Here is a 14763-nt window from a genome sequence, read left to right on the forward strand (position 1 = left end):
CGGCAGGCGCGGGTGGGGACCCCTATGGTGTCCGCAGGCAGCGTGGCCTACTGCGAGATGACTCACGTTACCGCTGGGTAACATTCGCGTAGGCTGCACTGCATGACCGAGCTAAGCGAGGTCATCAGGCAGCAGACCGGGGAGGCCAACTCGATGGGCAGCGTCCAGATCGTCACCACGATCCTCGCGGCCGCCATCACCGCCGTAGCGGTGTGGCTTGCGGTGCGTGCGGTCCTGAAGATGGTGGCAGTCATCCGGCTCGGGCAGCCGGCACCGGAACGGTTCACCGACAAGGTCACCCGCGCCAGGACCATGCTGGTCGAGACGGCCGGCCACACCCGGATGCTCAAGTGGGGCGTGGTGGGTGCCGCGCACTGGTTCGTGATGGTCGGCTTCGTCGTCCTGTCGCTGCTGGTGCTCGAGGCGTACTTCGAGGTGGTCACCACCGACGGTGGCCTGCCGATCATCGGGCACTGGACGGTCTTCGGCCTGGTCACCGAGATCATCGGGGTGCTGGGCCTGGTCGGCATCCTGGTGCTGATGGCGATCCGGCTGCGCAACAGGCCGACGCGGCCGGGCGGGCGGTCCCGGTTCACCGGCTCGACCATGTGGCAGGGCTACTTCGTCGAGTGGATCGTGCTGCTGGTCCTGATCTTCGGGTTCGTGATCCGGGGATTCAAGGTCGCCACCGACCACTTCGAGTTCCCGTTCTGGGCCACCCCGGTCAGTCACGCGGTCGGCGCGGTGCTTCCCGACTGGGCGGACGGCGTCAGCGTCGCCGCCGCCATAAAGATCATCATTTCGATGACCTGGCTGATCGTCATCTCGCTGAACGTCACCATGGGTGTCGCCTGGCACCGCTTCCTGGCGTTCCCCAACATCTTCTTCAAGCGTGAGCCGGCCCGGCCGGCCGGCTCCGGCCTCGGCGCGCTGCGCCCGATGACGAGCCAGGGCAAGCCGCTCGACTTCGAGGAGGCCGACCCGGAGAACGACCAGTTCGGCGTCGCCCAGGTCGAGCAGTTCAGCTGGAAGGGTCTGCTGGACTTCAGCACCTGCACCGAGTGCGGCCGCTGCCAGTCGCAGTGCCCGGCCTGGAACACCGGCAAGCCCCTCTCGCCCAAGCTGCTCATCCTGAGCCTGCGCGACCACGCGTACGCGAAGGCGCCCTACCTGCTGGCCGGCGGTGGCAAGGACCTGACCGGCGAGGAGAAGGCCACCCAGGCGCAGTTGGCCCACCTGGACGTGCTGTCCCTCGCCGAGGCGGACAAGCCGTTGATCGGCACCGCCGAGGAGGGCGGTGTCATCGACCCGGACGTGCTCTGGTCCTGCACCACCTGCGGCGCCTGCGTCGAGCAGTGCCCGGTGGACATCGAGCACGTCGACCACATCGTCGACATGCGCCGCTACCAGGTGCTGATCGAGTCGAGTTTCCCCTCCGAGGCCGGCGTGATGCTGCGCAACCTGGAGAACAAGGGCAACCCGTGGGGCGCCCCGCAGAACACCCGCGAGGACTGGACGAAGGGTCTCGACTTCGAGGTGCCCCGGGTCGGCGAGGTGGACGACTTCGAGTACCTGTTCTGGGTCGGCTGTGCCGGCGCGTTCGAGGACCGGGCCAAGAAGACCACCCGCGCGGTGGCCACGCTGCTCAACGAGGCCGGGGTGTCGTTCGCGATCCTGGGCGAGGGCGAGACCTGCTCCGGCGACCCGGCGCGGCGGATCGGCAACGAGTTCGTCTTCCAGATGCTCGCCCAGCAGAACGTGGAGACGCTGAACGAGGCGTTCGAGGGTCGGGAGAAGGCCAAACGAAAGATCGTCGCGACCTGCCCGCACTGCTTCAACACCCTGGGCAACGAGTACGGCCAGCTCGGCGGCGAGTTCGAGGTGGTCCACCACACCCAGTTGCTGGCCCACCTGGTCGCCACCGGCAAGCTCACCCCGGTGCAGCCGGTCGACGGTGGGGTCACCTACCACGACCCCTGCTACCTGGGCCGGCACAACCGGGTCTTCGCGGCCCCCCGGGAGGTCCTCGGCGATGCCATCGCGGGCGAGCTGACCGAGATGCCACGCAACAGCGAGCGTTCCTTCTGCTGCGGCGCTGGCGGCGCCCGGATGTGGATGGAAGAGAAGATCGGCAAGCGGATCAACGTGGACCGGGTCGAGGAGGCCATGGCCACCGGGGCGAAGACGGTCGCGGTCGGTTGCCCGTTCTGCTCGACGATGCTCAGCGACGGCGTCAACGGCAAGGGCGCTGGCGAGCAGGTCGAGGTGATCGACGTGGCGAGTGTGCTGCTCCGTTCGGTCAAGCCGGAGCAGCCGCAGGGCGGCAGGGAGACGGCGCCGGTCGGCGGCTGAGGCCGTACCCCCCGCGGTGCGCAGATCGACGGCGGCGGCCCTCAGGGTCCGCCGCCGTCGTGCAAGAATCTCGCCGAGGTGAGGCGACATCGACGGCCTGCTCTTGATGACGCTGTTGCCCCTGGTCGGCTTCGTTGCGCTGACCGCGGGCAACGCGTTCTTCGTCGCGGCCGAGTTCGCCCTGGTCACGGTCGACCGCGCGGAGATCGACAGGCGGGCCGCCGCCGGCGACCAGGCCGCCCTGACGGTACGCACCGCGCTGCGCGAACTCTCCTTCCAGCTCTCCGGCGCACAGCTCGGCATCACCATCACCGCGCTGCTCACCGGCTACCTGGCCGAGCCGGCCCTGGCGCGGCTCTTCACCCCGCTGTTGCGCCCCCTGGCCGGGGAGAGCACCGAGCGCTACACCCCGTTCCTGGCGTTGGCACTGGCCACGTTGCTCTCCATGCTCTTCGGTGAGCTGGTGCCGAAGAACGCGGCGCTGGCCCGGCCCATGCCGGCGGCGCTGGCCACGGCCGGGCCGATGCACACCTTCTCCCGGACGTTCGGCTGGCTGATCCGGGGCTTGAACGGCTCTGCGAACCGACTGGTCCGGGCGCTCGGTGTGGAACCGCAGGAGGAGTTGGCCAGCGCCCGCTCGCCGGAGGAACTGGGTCTGCTGGCGGCCATCTCGGCTCGGGCCGGCGCGCTGCCGACCGACACCGCGATGCTGCTGCGCCGCACCATCCGCTTCGGTGACAAGCGGGCCGCCGAGGCGATGACCCCCCGGGTGGACGTGGTCGCGCTGCGTGCCACGGCCACCGTGGCCGAGCTGCTCGAACAGTCCCGGCAGACCGGGCGGACCCGGTTCCCCGTGTACGAGGAGACCCTGGACCTGGTGACCGGTGTGGCCGGGGTGCCCGACGCGCTGGGCGTGCCGCTTGCCGACCGGGCGTCGACCATGGTCGGCTCGGTGGCCCGGGAGCCGGTGTACGTGCCGGAGAGTCTCAACCTGGACGGTGTGCTGGCCGCGTTGAAGTCGGCCGGGGCCGACCTGGCCATCGTGGTCGACGAGTACGGCGGCACGGACGGCGTGGTGACGATCGAGGACCTCGTCGAGGAGTTGGTCGGGGAGATCGCCGACGAGTTCGACCCGGCGAGTGTGGACGACGCCGAGCCGGTCGAGTTGAGAGTGCCCGGCGGCGAGCGCACCGTGCTCGTCGACGGGGTGCTCCGCTCCGACGAGGTGGCCGAGCAGACCGGCTTCCGACTGCCCGAGGGGCCGTACGAGACGCTGGCCGGGTTCCTGATGGCCCAGCTCGGGCACATCCCGCTGGCCGGCGAGACGGTCGAGGCGAGCGGCTGGGAGTTCACCGTGGTCGAGGTGGAGCGGCACCGGATCGAGCAGGTCCGGGTGTTGCGCCCGGCGGAACCGGACGACGATGACTGAGCTGCTGGTGACCGTCCTGCTGCTCCTCGGCAACGGGTTCTTCGTGGGCAGTGAGTTCGCGCTCATCGCGTCCCGCCGGACGGTGATCGAGCCGCTGGCCGCCGGGTCGAAACGCGCCCGGTGGGCCTTGTCGGCGATGAACCAGATCCCGTTGATGATCGCCGGTGCGCAGCTCGGCATCACGGTCTGCTCGCTGGGCCTGGGCGCGATCGCCGAGCCGGCGTTGGCGCACCTGCTGGAGCCACCGTTCCACGCGGCCGGCCTGCCGGAGCGGGCGGTGCACCCGGTGGCCTTCGTGCTGGCCCTGGGTGTGGTGGTCTTCCTGCACACGGTCGTCGGTGAGATGGTGCCGAAGAACATCACGCTGGCCGGTCCGGAGGTCTCCGCGCTGTGGCTCGGCCCGGCGATGCTGGCGTTCTGCGTGGCCACGAAGCCGCTGCTGCTGGCGATGAAGTGGGCGGCCCGCCGGGTGCTCGCGATCTGGCGGATCGAGGCGTCCGAGGCGGTGAAGACGGTGTTCACCGCCGAGGAGTTGGCCGGGCTCGTCTCGCAGGCCCGCACCGAGGGGTTGCTCGACGCGGAGCAGCACGCCCGGATCACCGGCGCGCTGGCCCTGCACAGCCGTACGGCGGCGGACGCCCTGCAGCCGTGGTCGACGGTGGTGACGGTCGCCGAGGACGTCTCGCCGGCGTCGTTGGAGGTGTTGGCGACCCGGACCGGCCGGTCCCGGTTCCCGGTGGTGCAGCGGTCGACCCGGCGGGTGCTCGGCTTCGTGCACGTCAAGGACGTGCTCGGATACGCGGGGCAGGGTCGCCGGTCGCCGGTGCCGGCCCAGGTCTACCGGCCGCTGGCGGTGGTGCCGCCGGAGCGTACGCTGGCGGACCTGCTGCTGGCGATGCGCCGCGAACGGCGGCACATGGTGCTGGTCAGCGACGGCCGGCGCCCGCTCGGTGTCGTCACTCTCGACGATGTATTGACGGCAATCGTTGGCTGACGCGCCAATACCCTTGGTGTGCAAGCGGTTGCACGACAGTGACGGTTACTCCACTCGCCTTGATTACCGCCTCGCGCTTCCCTAATGTGGGGCACCGACCGCTGTGGGTCGTCTGCCTCGGCCCTTCCCTCACGCGAGGCGCCCGGCGGTCGGTTGCAAAGGAGTCGGTGCCGGTGGCAACCATGCCCCCTCATCGTCACGACCTGTCCGCGTCTGCTCGGCCGGGTGGTCTGCGCCGGGCCGGTCGTCGTCTGCTCGTCCTGGTCGCCGCCGCGGTGGTCGGCGCGGGCCTGCTTGCCGCCCCGGTGCACGCCGCGCCCACGGTCGACGAGATTGAGGCGCAGATCGACAAGAAGTGGGAGCAGTTGGAGCCCACTATCGAGCAGTACAACAAGGTCAGGGCGCAGCTGAAGGTCAATCGGCAGAAGTCGGCGGACCTGCAGAAGAAGATCGAGCCGCTGGCGTTGCAGAGCGAGTTGGCGCTCAACCGGGTCGGCGATCTCGCCTCCCGCTACTACATCTCGGGCCCGTCGCACGACATTGGCGCACTACTTGTCAGCGCCAAGCCGGACACGCTCACCGAGCAGCTCACCATCCTCGACCGGCTGGCCGCGCAGGAGCGCAAGGAGGTCGAGGGCGTCCTCGCCGTGCGGGCCAAGTACGATGGCGAGAAGCAGAAGCTGGACACCCTGATCGCCACGCAGACCAAGCAGCAGAACGAGCTGGCGGCCAAGAAGAAGCAGATCGACGCCGAGATCAAGCAGCTTGAGGCGTCGATGCCGAAGACCACGGTCAAGACCGCCGGCTGCCCGACCATCAACGGTGTGCTTGCCGTGGCCGCCCAGAAGGCGATCAAAACCGCCTGCCAGCAGGTCGGCGACCCGTACGTCTGGGGTGCCACCGGCCCGAACTCGTTCGACTGCTCGGGGCTGACCCAGTACGCCTACAGGTCGGCCGGGATCTCCCTCACCCACCACACCGGAGACCAGTGGAACGAGGGCAAGGCCGTGCCGCGATCCGAGGCTCGTCCTGGTGACCTGGTCTTCTTCTACTCGGGCCTGAGTCATGTCGGGCTGTATCTGGGTAACAACCAGATGGTGCACGCACCACGAGCCGGTAAACCGGTGCAGGTGTCCAGCATCAACACGATGCCCGTCGCCGGGTTCCGCAGACCTGGCTGATCCACCCCGTGCGACACGACGGCCCCCGGTCACCGACCGGGGGCCGTCGTCGTTGTCAGCGGGGTGCGCCCACCGGGGACGGCAGGAGCTGCACGTCGGCCAGGTCGACGTACATGATGCGGTGGCCGAACTGGATCTGCGCGTACCTGTTCTTGCCGCGGATCACCGTCCAGTCACCGGGCGAGGAGCCATCGACAGTGCTGGCCCGGTAGTACTCGCCCGGCAGCACCGCGCCGACGGCGTACCGTTGCCCGGCGGCAAGGGTGTACTGCAGTGGCGAGATCGTCTGGTAGGGCACGCCGGCCGGGTAGGCCGCCTGTTCCGGGTAGGCCCGTCCGTACACCGGGATGGTGGTGCGGCCGGGCTTCGGAGTGGCCACCACGCCGACCGTCCAGCTGGCGGTGGGCGCGGACGCCGGGTTGTGGAACCAGGCGCGTTGCCCGAGATACCAGATCGCCGTCCAGTCGCCCTGCCGGCCGGCCAGCGCGTACGTCTGACCGGCGGAGGCGCGGGCGCCGTGATCCGACACCTCCATGGTGTTCGGGGTGCCGTCGGGGCGGAGCGCGATGTCGTTCACCAGTGGCGCGTCCGCGGCCGGCGCGGAGCGCAGCACCACCGCCGAGGAGCCGCGTGGCGCGCACGGCACGCCGGCGGTGACGCAGCCGACGAACGCCGGCTGGTTGGTGGCGAAGTCCGGGTCGATCCGGACCAGACCGGTGGCGGGGGTGCCGGTGTCCAACCGGGGCGCGTGCAGCAGCTCGAAGTAGTGGTTCCAGTCCCAGTACGGGCCGGTGTCCCAGTGCATTCCACGGACGTTCGCGGCGATGGTGCCGGGCACGTTGTCGTGGCCGATGATGTGCTGGCGGTCCAGCGGGACGCCCAGCCGCAGCGCGAGGTGTCGGACCAACTTCGCCGAGGTCCGGTACATCGCCTCGGTGTACCAGGTGCCCTGCGCCGCGAAGCCCTCGTGCTCCAGCCCGACCGCCTTGGCGTTGACGTACCAGTTGCCGGCGTGCCAGGCGACATCCTTGGTCTTGACGTGCTGGGCGATGTGCCCGTCCACCGAGCGCAGCGTGTAGTGCCAGCTCACGTAGGTGGGGTCTTGGACGAGTCGCAGGGTGGTGGCCCAGCTTCCCTCGGTGTCGTGGATGACGATGTACTCGATCTTCTGCCGGGCGGGCCGGTCGGACAGGTCGTGGTTGCCGTAGTCCCCGTCGCCGAACGCCGCGTAGGGCGCCGGGATCCACTCGCAGGAGATGGTCCGGGGGCATTCCAGCCCGTCCGGGCGGGCGAGCCGACGCAGACCCAGCCGGTCCAGCCACGATCGCTGCGGCCGGATCGCCCGGGCCGGCAGCGTGATCCGCTGGCCGTCGTCGGTCACCCGCGACTCGCCGCTGCCGATGGTGGTGAAGACCTCGTCGGCGAAGGCCGCCGCGGCGTCGGCGCTGTCCGCGCCGGCGTAGCGGGCCACCGCGCCGTACCAGCTGGCCGGGTCGGTGCCGGCACCGACCGGCGCGCCCAACTCCCGCTGGTACGAGGCCAGCAGCGCGGCCCCGCCCCGGATGTTGACGTCGGCGTCGGTGCGCAGCGCGTCGGGGGTCGCGCCGGTCAGCGCGGCGGCGGCATCCACGGTCTGCAACGCGGCGGCGGGTGGCGCCGGGTCCTCGGCCGGCCGGGGCGCGGGTGCCAGCGCGGTGCGGGAGTCGTCGCCACGCGGGTCCTCGGTGCCGGTGTCGTGGTGGCCGCCCACGGGCAGGGCGGTCACGTGTCGGGCGTCGGTCAGGTGCATGGGGCCGTAGCCGCCACTGGTGCTGGGTGTGCCGGCGTTGCTGTCCCAGCGGGACTCCAGGTAGGAGACGCCGAGCAGCACGTCGGTCGGTACGCCGTACTCGGCCGCCGCGGCGGCGTACCGCTGCTGGCGGTCGGCCGTGGGTGCGGCGGCGGTTGCGGGTGGTGGGACCGCGGTCGCGGCGGCGACCACGGCGGCGGCGAGCAGCGCACGCCGGCCGAGGAGCAGGGTTGGATGGTGCATCGAACCCCCTAGATTTCACGGATGAAGGTGAGGTCACCCTCGCGCCGTCCGGGAGTCCGCGTCAATACCTTTCTATGTGTCGACTCGTTGGGAAAGAATTCTTCACCTACGGCCGGTGATCCTCTCCGATCGGTACGGAGTGTCACGGCCGCACGGGTTGCGGAGTGGTAACAAGCGTCTCTACTCTGGTCATTCGTCGGCCCGATAGCAGCTCCGTCCAGCCCGGGCGGTAACGGTCCGACACCGCCGAGTCGTTTCCGAACGAACCGGGGACCCATGTCCCCCGGGGTGAATCCGCAGTCACTGCGGTAGGGCGCCCACTTCCCGCCCGAACCCGTCAGCTAACCCGGTAGGCGGTCAGGAAGAAGGAGTACGGAACCCCGGTGGCACTCCATGCCCCGCGGCCGTCGTCCGAGCGGTCGGCAGCAGCCGGCCCGCCGTCGATCGCGCCGCGCCCACGCTGGTCCCGCTTCACCACCGCGCTCGCCGCCCTGGCCGGCGTCGCCGTCGTCCTGACCGGCAGCGCCACGGCGGCCCACGCCGACCCGTCCGTCGCCGAGATCGAACGCCAGATCGACGCCGACTGGAACAAACTCGAACCGGTCATCGAACAGCACAACGCCACCCGCATCGACCTCGCCAACAAGCGCAGGCAGGCCCAGGCGCTGGCCGCCCGGATCGCCCCGCTGGAGCGCCAGGTCGACGCCGCCATGGACAAGGTCAGTGCCCTGGCCGTACGCGCCTACAAGGGTGAGAACGTGCTGACCGTCAACGCGGTGCTGGGCAGCCAGTCACCCAGCGAGGTGGTCGGCCAGCTCGAAATGCTCGACCGCTTCGCGCACAACCAGCAGCAGGACGTCCGCGAGGTGGCCGACCTGCGCGACGAGCTGGCCAGGCAGAAGGCGCCACTCGACGAGATGGTGACCCAGCTGACCCGTACCGAGGCTCAGTTGGCGGCGAAGAAGAAGCAGATCAACGAGGAGATCGACAAGCTGCAGAAGCTGCGCCTCAAGGTGTACGGCAGCGGTGGCGGCGGTCCGTTGCGCCCAGCTCCCTGCCCCGGCAGCTATCCCGGCGGCGCCGCGGGCACGGCGGTCAAGTTCGCCTGCGCGCAGATCGGCAAGCCCTACGTCTGGGGTGCCGAGGGTCCGAACTCGTACGACTGCTCCGGGCTGATGCTGGCCGCCTGGGCGAAGGCCGGGGTGTCCCTGCCGCACAACGCCGCCGCGCAGAGCCGCGTCACCAAGAACGTCAGCAAGGCCGACCTGCGCCCCGGCGACCTGGTCTTCTACTACAGCGACATCCACCACGTCGGCATGTACGTCGGTGGCGGCTGGGTGGTGCACGCATCGCAGGCCGGTCAACCGGTCAAGATGAAGAAGGTCGACGACGGGCCGATCCACAGCTACGGCCGTCCAGGCTGATCAGGGGTACTGACCGAAGGGCCCGCCGCGACTCGTCGCGGCGGGCCCTTGTCGTTCACGGGGTCAGCGGGTGGGCCAGGTGCGCCAGTGCTGCCAGGCGCGGCTGGGCGTCGGCCCCCGCTGCCCCTGGTAGCGCGAGCCGTAGACCGCCGAGCCGTACGGGTGCTCGGCCGGCGAGGAGAGCCGGAAGATGCAGAGCTGCCCGATCTTCATGCCCGGCCAGAGAGTGATGGGCAGGTTCGCCACGTTCGAGAGTTCGAGCGTGACGTGACCGGAGAAGCCGGGGTCGATGAAGCCGGCGGTGGAGTGCGTCAGCAGCCCGAGCCGCCCCAGTGAACTCTTGCCCTCCAGCCGGCCGGCGAGCTGGTCGCCCAGCGAGATGACCTCAAGCGTCGAGGCGAGCACGAACTCCCCGGGGTGCAGCACGAACGGCTCCCCGTCGGGCACCTCGACCGCCGACGTCAGGTCGTCCTGCTGCATCGCCGGGTCAATGTGGGTGTAGAGGTGGTTGTTGAAGACCCGGAAAAGCCGGTCCAGCCGTACGTCGATGCTGGAAGGTTGGACCAGGGTGGGCTCGAACGGCTCCAGGCCCAGCGTGCCGGCCTTGATCTCGGAGACCAGGTCGCGGTCGGAGAGCAGCATCGGACCACCTTAGCCGCGGGCCTCAAAACCCCCGAATTCGGTGCCGGTGACCAGCGCGTCGAGGTCGCCGCTCGTACATTTGTTCGATAGAATGCCCACATGGCTTCCTGGTCCGAATTCGCCGCCGACGAGCCCCGACTCGCCGACGGGATCCGCGTTCTCCTCCAGCAGTACGGGCCGGGCTTCGGCTATCTGGCCACGGTCCGTGCCGACGGCGGGCCCCGGGTCCATCCGGTCTCCCCGGTCATCACCGACGAGGGTCTGTTCTGCTTCATCATCGACTCCCCGAAGCGCCGTGACCTCGAACGCGACGGCCGCTACGCGCTGCACTCGTTCCCGCCGGAGGAGAGCGACGACGAGGCATACGTGGCGGGTCATGCCCGCCCGGTGACCGATCCGGCGCGAGTCGCCCGGTTGGCGCAGGGCGCCCGCGCCGAGCCGCAGGTCGACTGGCAGCTGTTCGAGTTCACCATCGACGTGGCGATGCTGACCCGCCGCGAGCAGCACATCACCGGCGTCCCAGGCCTCGCGCCGGGCCGGCCGGCCGTTCGGGTCTGGCTCGACCCGCGGGCGCCATCGGCGATGGCGCCCGCGCCGCTCAGCGTGCCGCAGACCCGCCCGACCCGCCGCAGCCGCGACGTCCAGTGCACGGCCGCCTAGACCACGGCCCAGCGACAGCGAATGCCGGCTCCGTGCTGACGGAGCCGGCATTCGGCTGTCCGCCCCGCGTCCGGCCGGCGGTCGCCCGGCATGACCAACTCGGTTTCGGTGATGTCGCGGTGTCCCGCCGCTCGGATGCCCCGACTTCCAAGACACCGAGTGGATCAACCCAGGCCGAGCGGCGGGCGGGGTACCTGGGTGCACGGGCTCGACGACTCGGGTACAGTGGTGCCGCTTGCGGGTGTAGTTCAATGGCAGAACATCAGCTTCCCAAGCTGACAGTGCGGGTTCGATTCCCGTCACCCGCTCCACGCACGGAAGCCCTGGTCAGGACCCACGTCCTGCCGGGGCTGCCGTATTTCTAGGCCATGCTGAACAGGGCATGGGGCCACCAGTTCAGCTTCGGTGCCTTTCCAGGGCCGAATGCACACCCGTGGAGACCGCCGAGTCGTTGGGTAGGTCCGTAAGGTCCACGGCTACCCACCGGGCCTGGGAGATCTCCCCGTTTGGGTTGAGTTCGGTCGAGGTCGCGTGCAGGCGGACAACCGTCAGGTAGCCCCGTCTGCCGCCGTTGGTGGTCACGCGTTCCTCGAGCACAAGAGCGGACGAGTCCAATTGAACGCCCAGCTCCTCGATGCACTCGCGCCTGGCTGCCTGCTGAGGTGTCTCTCGTTCCGGCCGGTATCCGCCTCCGGGCAGCCTCCAGAGGGACTGGTCACCGTAGCTGTGTCGGACGAGGAGGACTCGATCGGCGTCGACCGGGTGAATGATCAGCGCCTTCACGCCGTAGATGGTCGGCTTGACGATCCGCCAGTACGCCCGACGCAGGTGATACAGCAGCCTGAACGCGAACGGCGGAATCCTCATCTGGCCATCCAATCGGTGAGCCACGCGAGTCTGATTTTCCTCCGACGATGGCAGGATCGCATAGATGGGAACGGCCGGGAGCCCGTGGTGGCAGACAACGAAGACGCCCAAGCAGGGTTTCCTCCTGGGAGGTGTCTGGCTCCTTCTTGTCGTGACGTACGTGGTGTTTTCCATCAGGAGGCCGATCAGTTGGTCGATATTCATCGCCGCGCTGGCAGCACTGCTTGCCGTTGGCCACCTGGTTTCAGCCGTGCTGCTGCTTCGGGCACGAGCCGGAAGGCGCCGGACCGGGGAAGAGTCCGAGTGATGAGGAATGAATTCCACACTCATTCAGGCTGATTTATGGGTTGATGGTGGCGATGCCCGGTGCGACCCGAACTGTCGGCGGCAGCAATCATCCGGGTGCGGACAGGTGCCCGTGGCGCGCTCGACGCAGGAGCGGGCAGCGGTAGCCAAAGGCGTGTCGAGTAAACGTGCTCTATCGATAGTCGGCGAACACTCGCCGTTCCACGCCGTCAACGGTCACCTGGCCGCCGTGGGGAAGGATCCACTGCGGTCGGGTGTGGCCGAAGGGGATGCCGACGCAGACGACTGCCTCCGGGTTGTAGCGGGCCACCACGTCGACGACCGTGTCGCGTTGCTGCTCGCGTAGCCGTGCCCGATCCGCGGTAGCGGGCCGCCGGGTGTGGTCGGAGACCGCCGGACGGGCTACCAGCACCGCGTCGACGGCGCTGAGGAGGCCGCGTTCACCCAGGGAGCGGACGATCCAGCCGACCTCGCGCGCGGGAAGGAGTTCCTCCGACGTCTCGATGACCAGCACCCCGCCCCGCAGAGCCTCCGGAGTGAACGGGAAACGTCCCGCCGTCAGGATCCACTGGATGACTTCCAGGCATCCACCCCAGGTGGGGCCGGTAACCGCGCGACGCGGCCCGTGCCAGCTCCACGGCTCCGTCGGTTCGCGTTCTCCGAAGGACGTCAACGCCCGCGGATCGGCCCAGTCGAACCCGACATCCTCGGACTCGCCCGGGTCGGTGATCTCCAACCGCTCGCCGGTGAGTAGCGCCGCTCGCAGCGACTGGACGTGGATGTCGTCCACGGCCGGCCCGGGGCCGAGGTGTACCTGGGACGACCCGCCGTAGAAGCTGGCGACGCCGAGGCCCCAGAGCCAGTGGTGCAGGTTGGTGTTGTCGCTGGTGCCGAGGAACGGCTTGGGATCGGCTCGGGCGAGGTCCGCGTCCAGGTGCGGGATGACCGTGATCTGGTCCTCGCCGCCGACGACGGCGAGGATGCCGCGTACCTCAGGGTCTGCGAAGGCGGCATTGATGTCCGCCGCCCGCGCCGCCGCGGTCGCACCGACCTGCCGGGTGGTGGGGTACTCGACCGGTACGAGGCCGGTCAGGTCGGCGAGCCGTCGCAGGGCCTGCTCGTGGATTTCGGGAAAGGCGCCGGCCGCGGCGAAGGACGGCGAGAGAACCGCGATCTTGTCCCCGGGTCGGGCCTTCCGAGGACGAACAAGCTCATGCGTCATGCCGAGATCCAACAGGTACGCCAGTCCGTACGCATCTCATTTCGTTACCGGCTCCAGGAGGATCACGGGGATCTCCCGCGTGGTCCGTTCTTGGTAGGCGGCGTACTCCGACCTGGCCGAAACCATCAAGCGCCACAGATGCGGACGCTCCCCGGCTGCGGCGGGGCGCGCGTACGCGCCGAAGGTCTCCGTACCGACCTGCACCGTGACGTACGGGTCGGCGAGCAGGTTGAGGTACCACGCGGGGTGCTGGTCCGCGCCGCGGTTCGAGGCGGCCAGCACGTAGTGGTCGCCATCGCGTTCGTAGACGAGCGCGGTGCGGCGCAGTTGACCGGTCTTTCGGCCTCGGGTCGTCAGGAGCAGGTCGTTCACGCCGGGCCGGGGCCGGCCGCCGGTTTCCTCGAACCGGCGGATGTGCTCGGCGATCCAGGCCGTCGGGCTGTCGTGGACCTCGGTCATCACACCTCCCGGACACTTGCGGCGGCGCGGTGGTGGCGGGGTGCCTCGATCTCGTCGACAAGTGCGATCGCGAAGTCCGCACAGCTGATCCGACTGGCCGGGTCGCCATGTTCGGCGATCCGGTAGTGGCCGGTGCGTGTGCCGCCGTGGTCGAAGTCACCGGCGGGGGCCAGGTAGGCCCAGTCGAGGTCGGAGGTCCGAAGCTCGTCAAGGCCCGCTGCGTGCCCCAGGTAGAAGGGCCGGTACTCGTTCGGGTAGCCGGGGTGGTCCATCAGGGCGGCGCCGGATGCGCCGGGCATGATCGAGGCGAGGCCGACCACCACCAGGCGACGTACACCTGCCGTGGTCAGGCCGGCGGCCAGGGCGCGTGCCGATGCGGTGAAGAAGTCGTGCGGCGGTACGGACAGGTCGACGGCAGCGCTGATGGCGGCGTCGTGCCCGGCGGCTGCCTGGGCGATGCTTCCGGCGTCGGTGACGTCGCCTGCCACCACCCGTACGTCGGTCAGGTCGCCGTGGTCAGCGGGGTTGCGCACCAGGGCGGTGACCTGGTGGCCGCGTCGTCGCGCCTCGGCGACGGCCTGCCGTCCGGCCCGACCGCCCGCGCCGAAGACCACGATCCTCATGGGTCACGCCTCTCACCAGAGGCCGGAGCCCGTGCGCCCGGCCGGTGTGCCGACGCTATCGAGGGTCGTGGTTACCACCGGGATACCAGTTATCGTTTGGTGATGAGGCAACCTCTGCCCGCCGACATGTTCGACGAGCTGTGCCCGTCCTCGCTCACCCCGATCCGATTCGGCGACAAATGGGCGGCGCTGATCGTCCGCTGTCTTGAGCAGGGGCCTCGTCGGTTCTCCGAGCTGCGCGTGCCGCTGCGCCGCGTCACCCCCAAGGTGCTCACCCAGTCGCTGCGTTCCCTCGAACGGGACGGGCTGGTCAAGCGCACCGTCCTGGCCGAGGCCACCCGGCACGTGGAGTACGAGCTGACGCCGGTGGGCCGCAGCATGCTCGAACCGATCGCGGTTGCCTGCGCCTGGACCGAGCAGCATTGGGACCAGTTGCTCGACGCCCGAGAGTCGTACGACAACGCCACCCGGCGCAACCGCGCTGGGTGACCCCGCGTGCCACCGGCGTGGCACAGGACCAGGAATGCGTGGTCGACCTCGGCCCGGAGAGCCGTTGGCAGAGCACCACGGCG

At 69.6% G+C, this 14763-nt stretch carries 13 protein-coding genes, 1 tRNA gene and 1 riboswitch; of the genes, 8 read left to right on the top strand and 6 right to left on the bottom strand.

The window, feature by feature from the left end; genetic code table 11:
• Nucleotides 1-153 precede the first annotated feature (153 nt).
• The 4 genes from AB0C01_RS17930 (at nt 154) to AB0C01_RS17945 (ending at nt 5956) form a co-directional block, all read left to right on the top strand.
• Nucleotides 154-2352 (top strand): (Fe-S)-binding protein, encoded by a 2199-nt coding sequence (locus AB0C01_RS17930; protein ID WP_357571747.1) that lies wholly within the window; start codon nt 154-156, stop codon nt 2350-2352.
• A 106-nt stretch (nt 2353-2458) separates the two neighbouring features.
• Complete coding sequence (locus AB0C01_RS17935) at nt 2459-3781, top strand: hemolysin family protein (protein ID WP_357571639.1); 1323 nt, start codon at nt 2459-2461, stop codon at nt 3779-3781.
• On the top strand, nt 3774-4775 hold the full coding sequence (locus AB0C01_RS17940; RefSeq protein WP_357243231.1) for a hemolysin family protein: 1002 nt from the start codon (nt 3774-3776) through the stop codon (nt 4773-4775). Before AB0C01_RS17935 ends, AB0C01_RS17940 begins: the two co-directional genes overlap by 8 nt.
• Nucleotides 4776-4942: 167 nt before the next feature.
• A complete protein-coding gene (locus tag AB0C01_RS17945) occupies nt 4943-5956 on the top strand; it encodes an NlpC/P60 family protein (RefSeq protein WP_357243234.1) in 1014 nt (337 codons plus the stop codon).
• A gap of 55 nt (nt 5957-6011) precedes the next feature.
• Here the strand turns inward: AB0C01_RS17945 and AB0C01_RS17950 are convergent, their stop codons facing one another.
• On the bottom strand, nt 6012-7988 hold the full coding sequence (locus tag AB0C01_RS17950) for an N-acetylmuramoyl-L-alanine amidase (RefSeq protein WP_357571640.1): 1977 nt from the start codon (nt 7986-7988) through the stop codon (nt 6012-6014).
• 234 nt (nt 7989-8222) lie between these two features.
• A riboswitch (cyclic di-AMP (ydaO/yuaA leader) is annotated at nt 8223-8358 on the top strand.
• A 13-nt stretch (nt 8359-8371) separates the two neighbouring features.
• Between AB0C01_RS17950 and AB0C01_RS17955 the strand changes: the two genes are divergently transcribed.
• Nucleotides 8372-9412, top strand: coding sequence for an NlpC/P60 family protein (locus tag AB0C01_RS17955; RefSeq protein ID WP_357243241.1), 1041 nt, complete (start codon nt 8372-8374; stop codon nt 9410-9412).
• Between the two features lie 63 nt (nt 9413-9475).
• Here AB0C01_RS17955 and dcd read toward each other — a convergent pair whose 3' ends face one another.
• The gene (gene dcd / locus AB0C01_RS17960; RefSeq protein WP_285792496.1) at nt 9476-10054 is read right to left on the bottom strand and encodes a dCTP deaminase; all 579 of its coding nucleotides are present in this window, start codon (nt 10052-10054) and stop codon (nt 9476-9478) included.
• Between the two features lie 99 nt (nt 10055-10153).
• Between dcd and AB0C01_RS17965 the strand changes: the two genes are divergently transcribed.
• Both AB0C01_RS17965 and AB0C01_RS17970 read left to right on the top strand, forming a co-directional pair.
• A complete protein-coding gene (locus tag AB0C01_RS17965; RefSeq protein WP_357243246.1) occupies nt 10154-10714 on the top strand; it encodes a pyridoxamine 5'-phosphate oxidase family protein in 561 nt (186 codons plus the stop codon).
• Between the two features lie 237 nt (nt 10715-10951).
• Nucleotides 10952-11025, top strand: a tRNA-Gly gene (locus AB0C01_RS17970).
• An 85-nt stretch (nt 11026-11110) separates the two neighbouring features.
• On the opposite strand, the gene AB0C01_RS17975 is transcribed toward AB0C01_RS17970, so the two are convergent.
• The 4 genes from AB0C01_RS17975 to AB0C01_RS17990 all read right to left on the bottom strand — a co-directional run bounded on the left by AB0C01_RS17975 (nt 11111) and on the right by AB0C01_RS17990 (nt 14191).
• A complete protein-coding gene (locus AB0C01_RS17975; protein WP_357571641.1) occupies nt 11111-11785 on the bottom strand; it encodes an NUDIX domain-containing protein in 675 nt (224 codons plus the stop codon).
• Between the two features lie 274 nt (nt 11786-12059).
• Nucleotides 12060-13109: an LD-carboxypeptidase gene (locus AB0C01_RS17980; RefSeq protein ID WP_357243252.1), complete on the bottom strand. Its 1050-nt coding sequence runs from the start codon at nt 13107-13109 to the stop codon at nt 12060-12062.
• 36 nt (nt 13110-13145) lie between these two features.
• Nucleotides 13146-13571, bottom strand: a complete 426-nt coding sequence (locus AB0C01_RS17985) for a nitroreductase family deazaflavin-dependent oxidoreductase (RefSeq protein ID WP_357243255.1) — start codon at nt 13569-13571, stop codon at nt 13146-13148.
• The gene (locus AB0C01_RS17990; protein ID WP_357243258.1) at nt 13568-14191 is read right to left on the bottom strand and encodes an NAD(P)H-binding protein; all 624 of its coding nucleotides are present in this window, start codon (nt 14189-14191) and stop codon (nt 13568-13570) included. Before AB0C01_RS17990 ends, AB0C01_RS17985 begins: the two co-directional genes overlap by 4 nt.
• A gap of 102 nt (nt 14192-14293) precedes the next feature.
• On the opposite strand from AB0C01_RS17990, the gene AB0C01_RS17995 reads away from it, so the two are divergent.
• Complete coding sequence (locus AB0C01_RS17995; RefSeq protein ID WP_357243261.1) at nt 14294-14680, top strand: helix-turn-helix domain-containing protein; 387 nt, start codon at nt 14294-14296, stop codon at nt 14678-14680.
• Nucleotides 14681-14763: the final 83 nt, after the last annotated feature.

This window comes from Micromonospora sp. NPDC048905, from assembly GCF_040649655.1.
Taxonomy (GTDB): domain Bacteria; phylum Actinomycetota; class Actinomycetes; order Mycobacteriales; family Micromonosporaceae; genus Micromonospora.

What these genes read in the sequence shown, in the direction of transcription:
- AB0C01_RS17930 (WP_357571747.1), top strand. Translation starts at nt 154, where the DNA reads ATGGGCAGCGTCCAGATCGTCACCACGATCCTCGCGGCCGCCATCACC.
- AB0C01_RS17935 (WP_357571639.1), top strand. Translation starts at nt 2,459, where the DNA reads ATGACGCTGTTGCCCCTGGTCGGCTTCGTTGCGCTGACCGCGGGCAAC.
- AB0C01_RS17940 (WP_357243231.1), top strand. Translation starts at nt 3,774, where the DNA reads ATGACTGAGCTGCTGGTGACCGTCCTGCTGCTCCTCGGCAACGGGTTC.
- AB0C01_RS17950 (WP_357571640.1), bottom strand. Translation starts at nt 7,988, where the DNA reads ATGCACCATCCAACCCTGCTCCTCGGCCGGCGTGCGCTGCTCGCCGCC.
- dcd (WP_285792496.1), bottom strand. Translation starts at nt 10,054, where the DNA reads ATGCTGCTCTCCGACCGCGACCTGGTCTCCGAGATCAAGGCCGGCACG.
- AB0C01_RS17965 (WP_357243246.1), top strand. Translation starts at nt 10,154, where the DNA reads ATGGCTTCCTGGTCCGAATTCGCCGCCGACGAGCCCCGACTCGCCGAC.
- AB0C01_RS17975 (WP_357571641.1), bottom strand. Translation starts at nt 11,785, where the DNA reads ATGAATATCGACCAACTGATCGGCCTCCTGATGGAAAACACCACGTAC.
- AB0C01_RS17980 (WP_357243252.1), bottom strand. Translation starts at nt 13,109, where the DNA reads ATGACGCATGAGCTTGTTCGTCCTCGGAAGGCCCGACCCGGGGACAAG.
- AB0C01_RS17990 (WP_357243258.1), bottom strand. Translation starts at nt 14,191, where the DNA reads ATGAGGATCGTGGTCTTCGGCGCGGGCGGTCGGGCCGGACGGCAGGCC.
- AB0C01_RS17995 (WP_357243261.1), top strand. Translation starts at nt 14,294, where the DNA reads ATGAGGCAACCTCTGCCCGCCGACATGTTCGACGAGCTGTGCCCGTCC.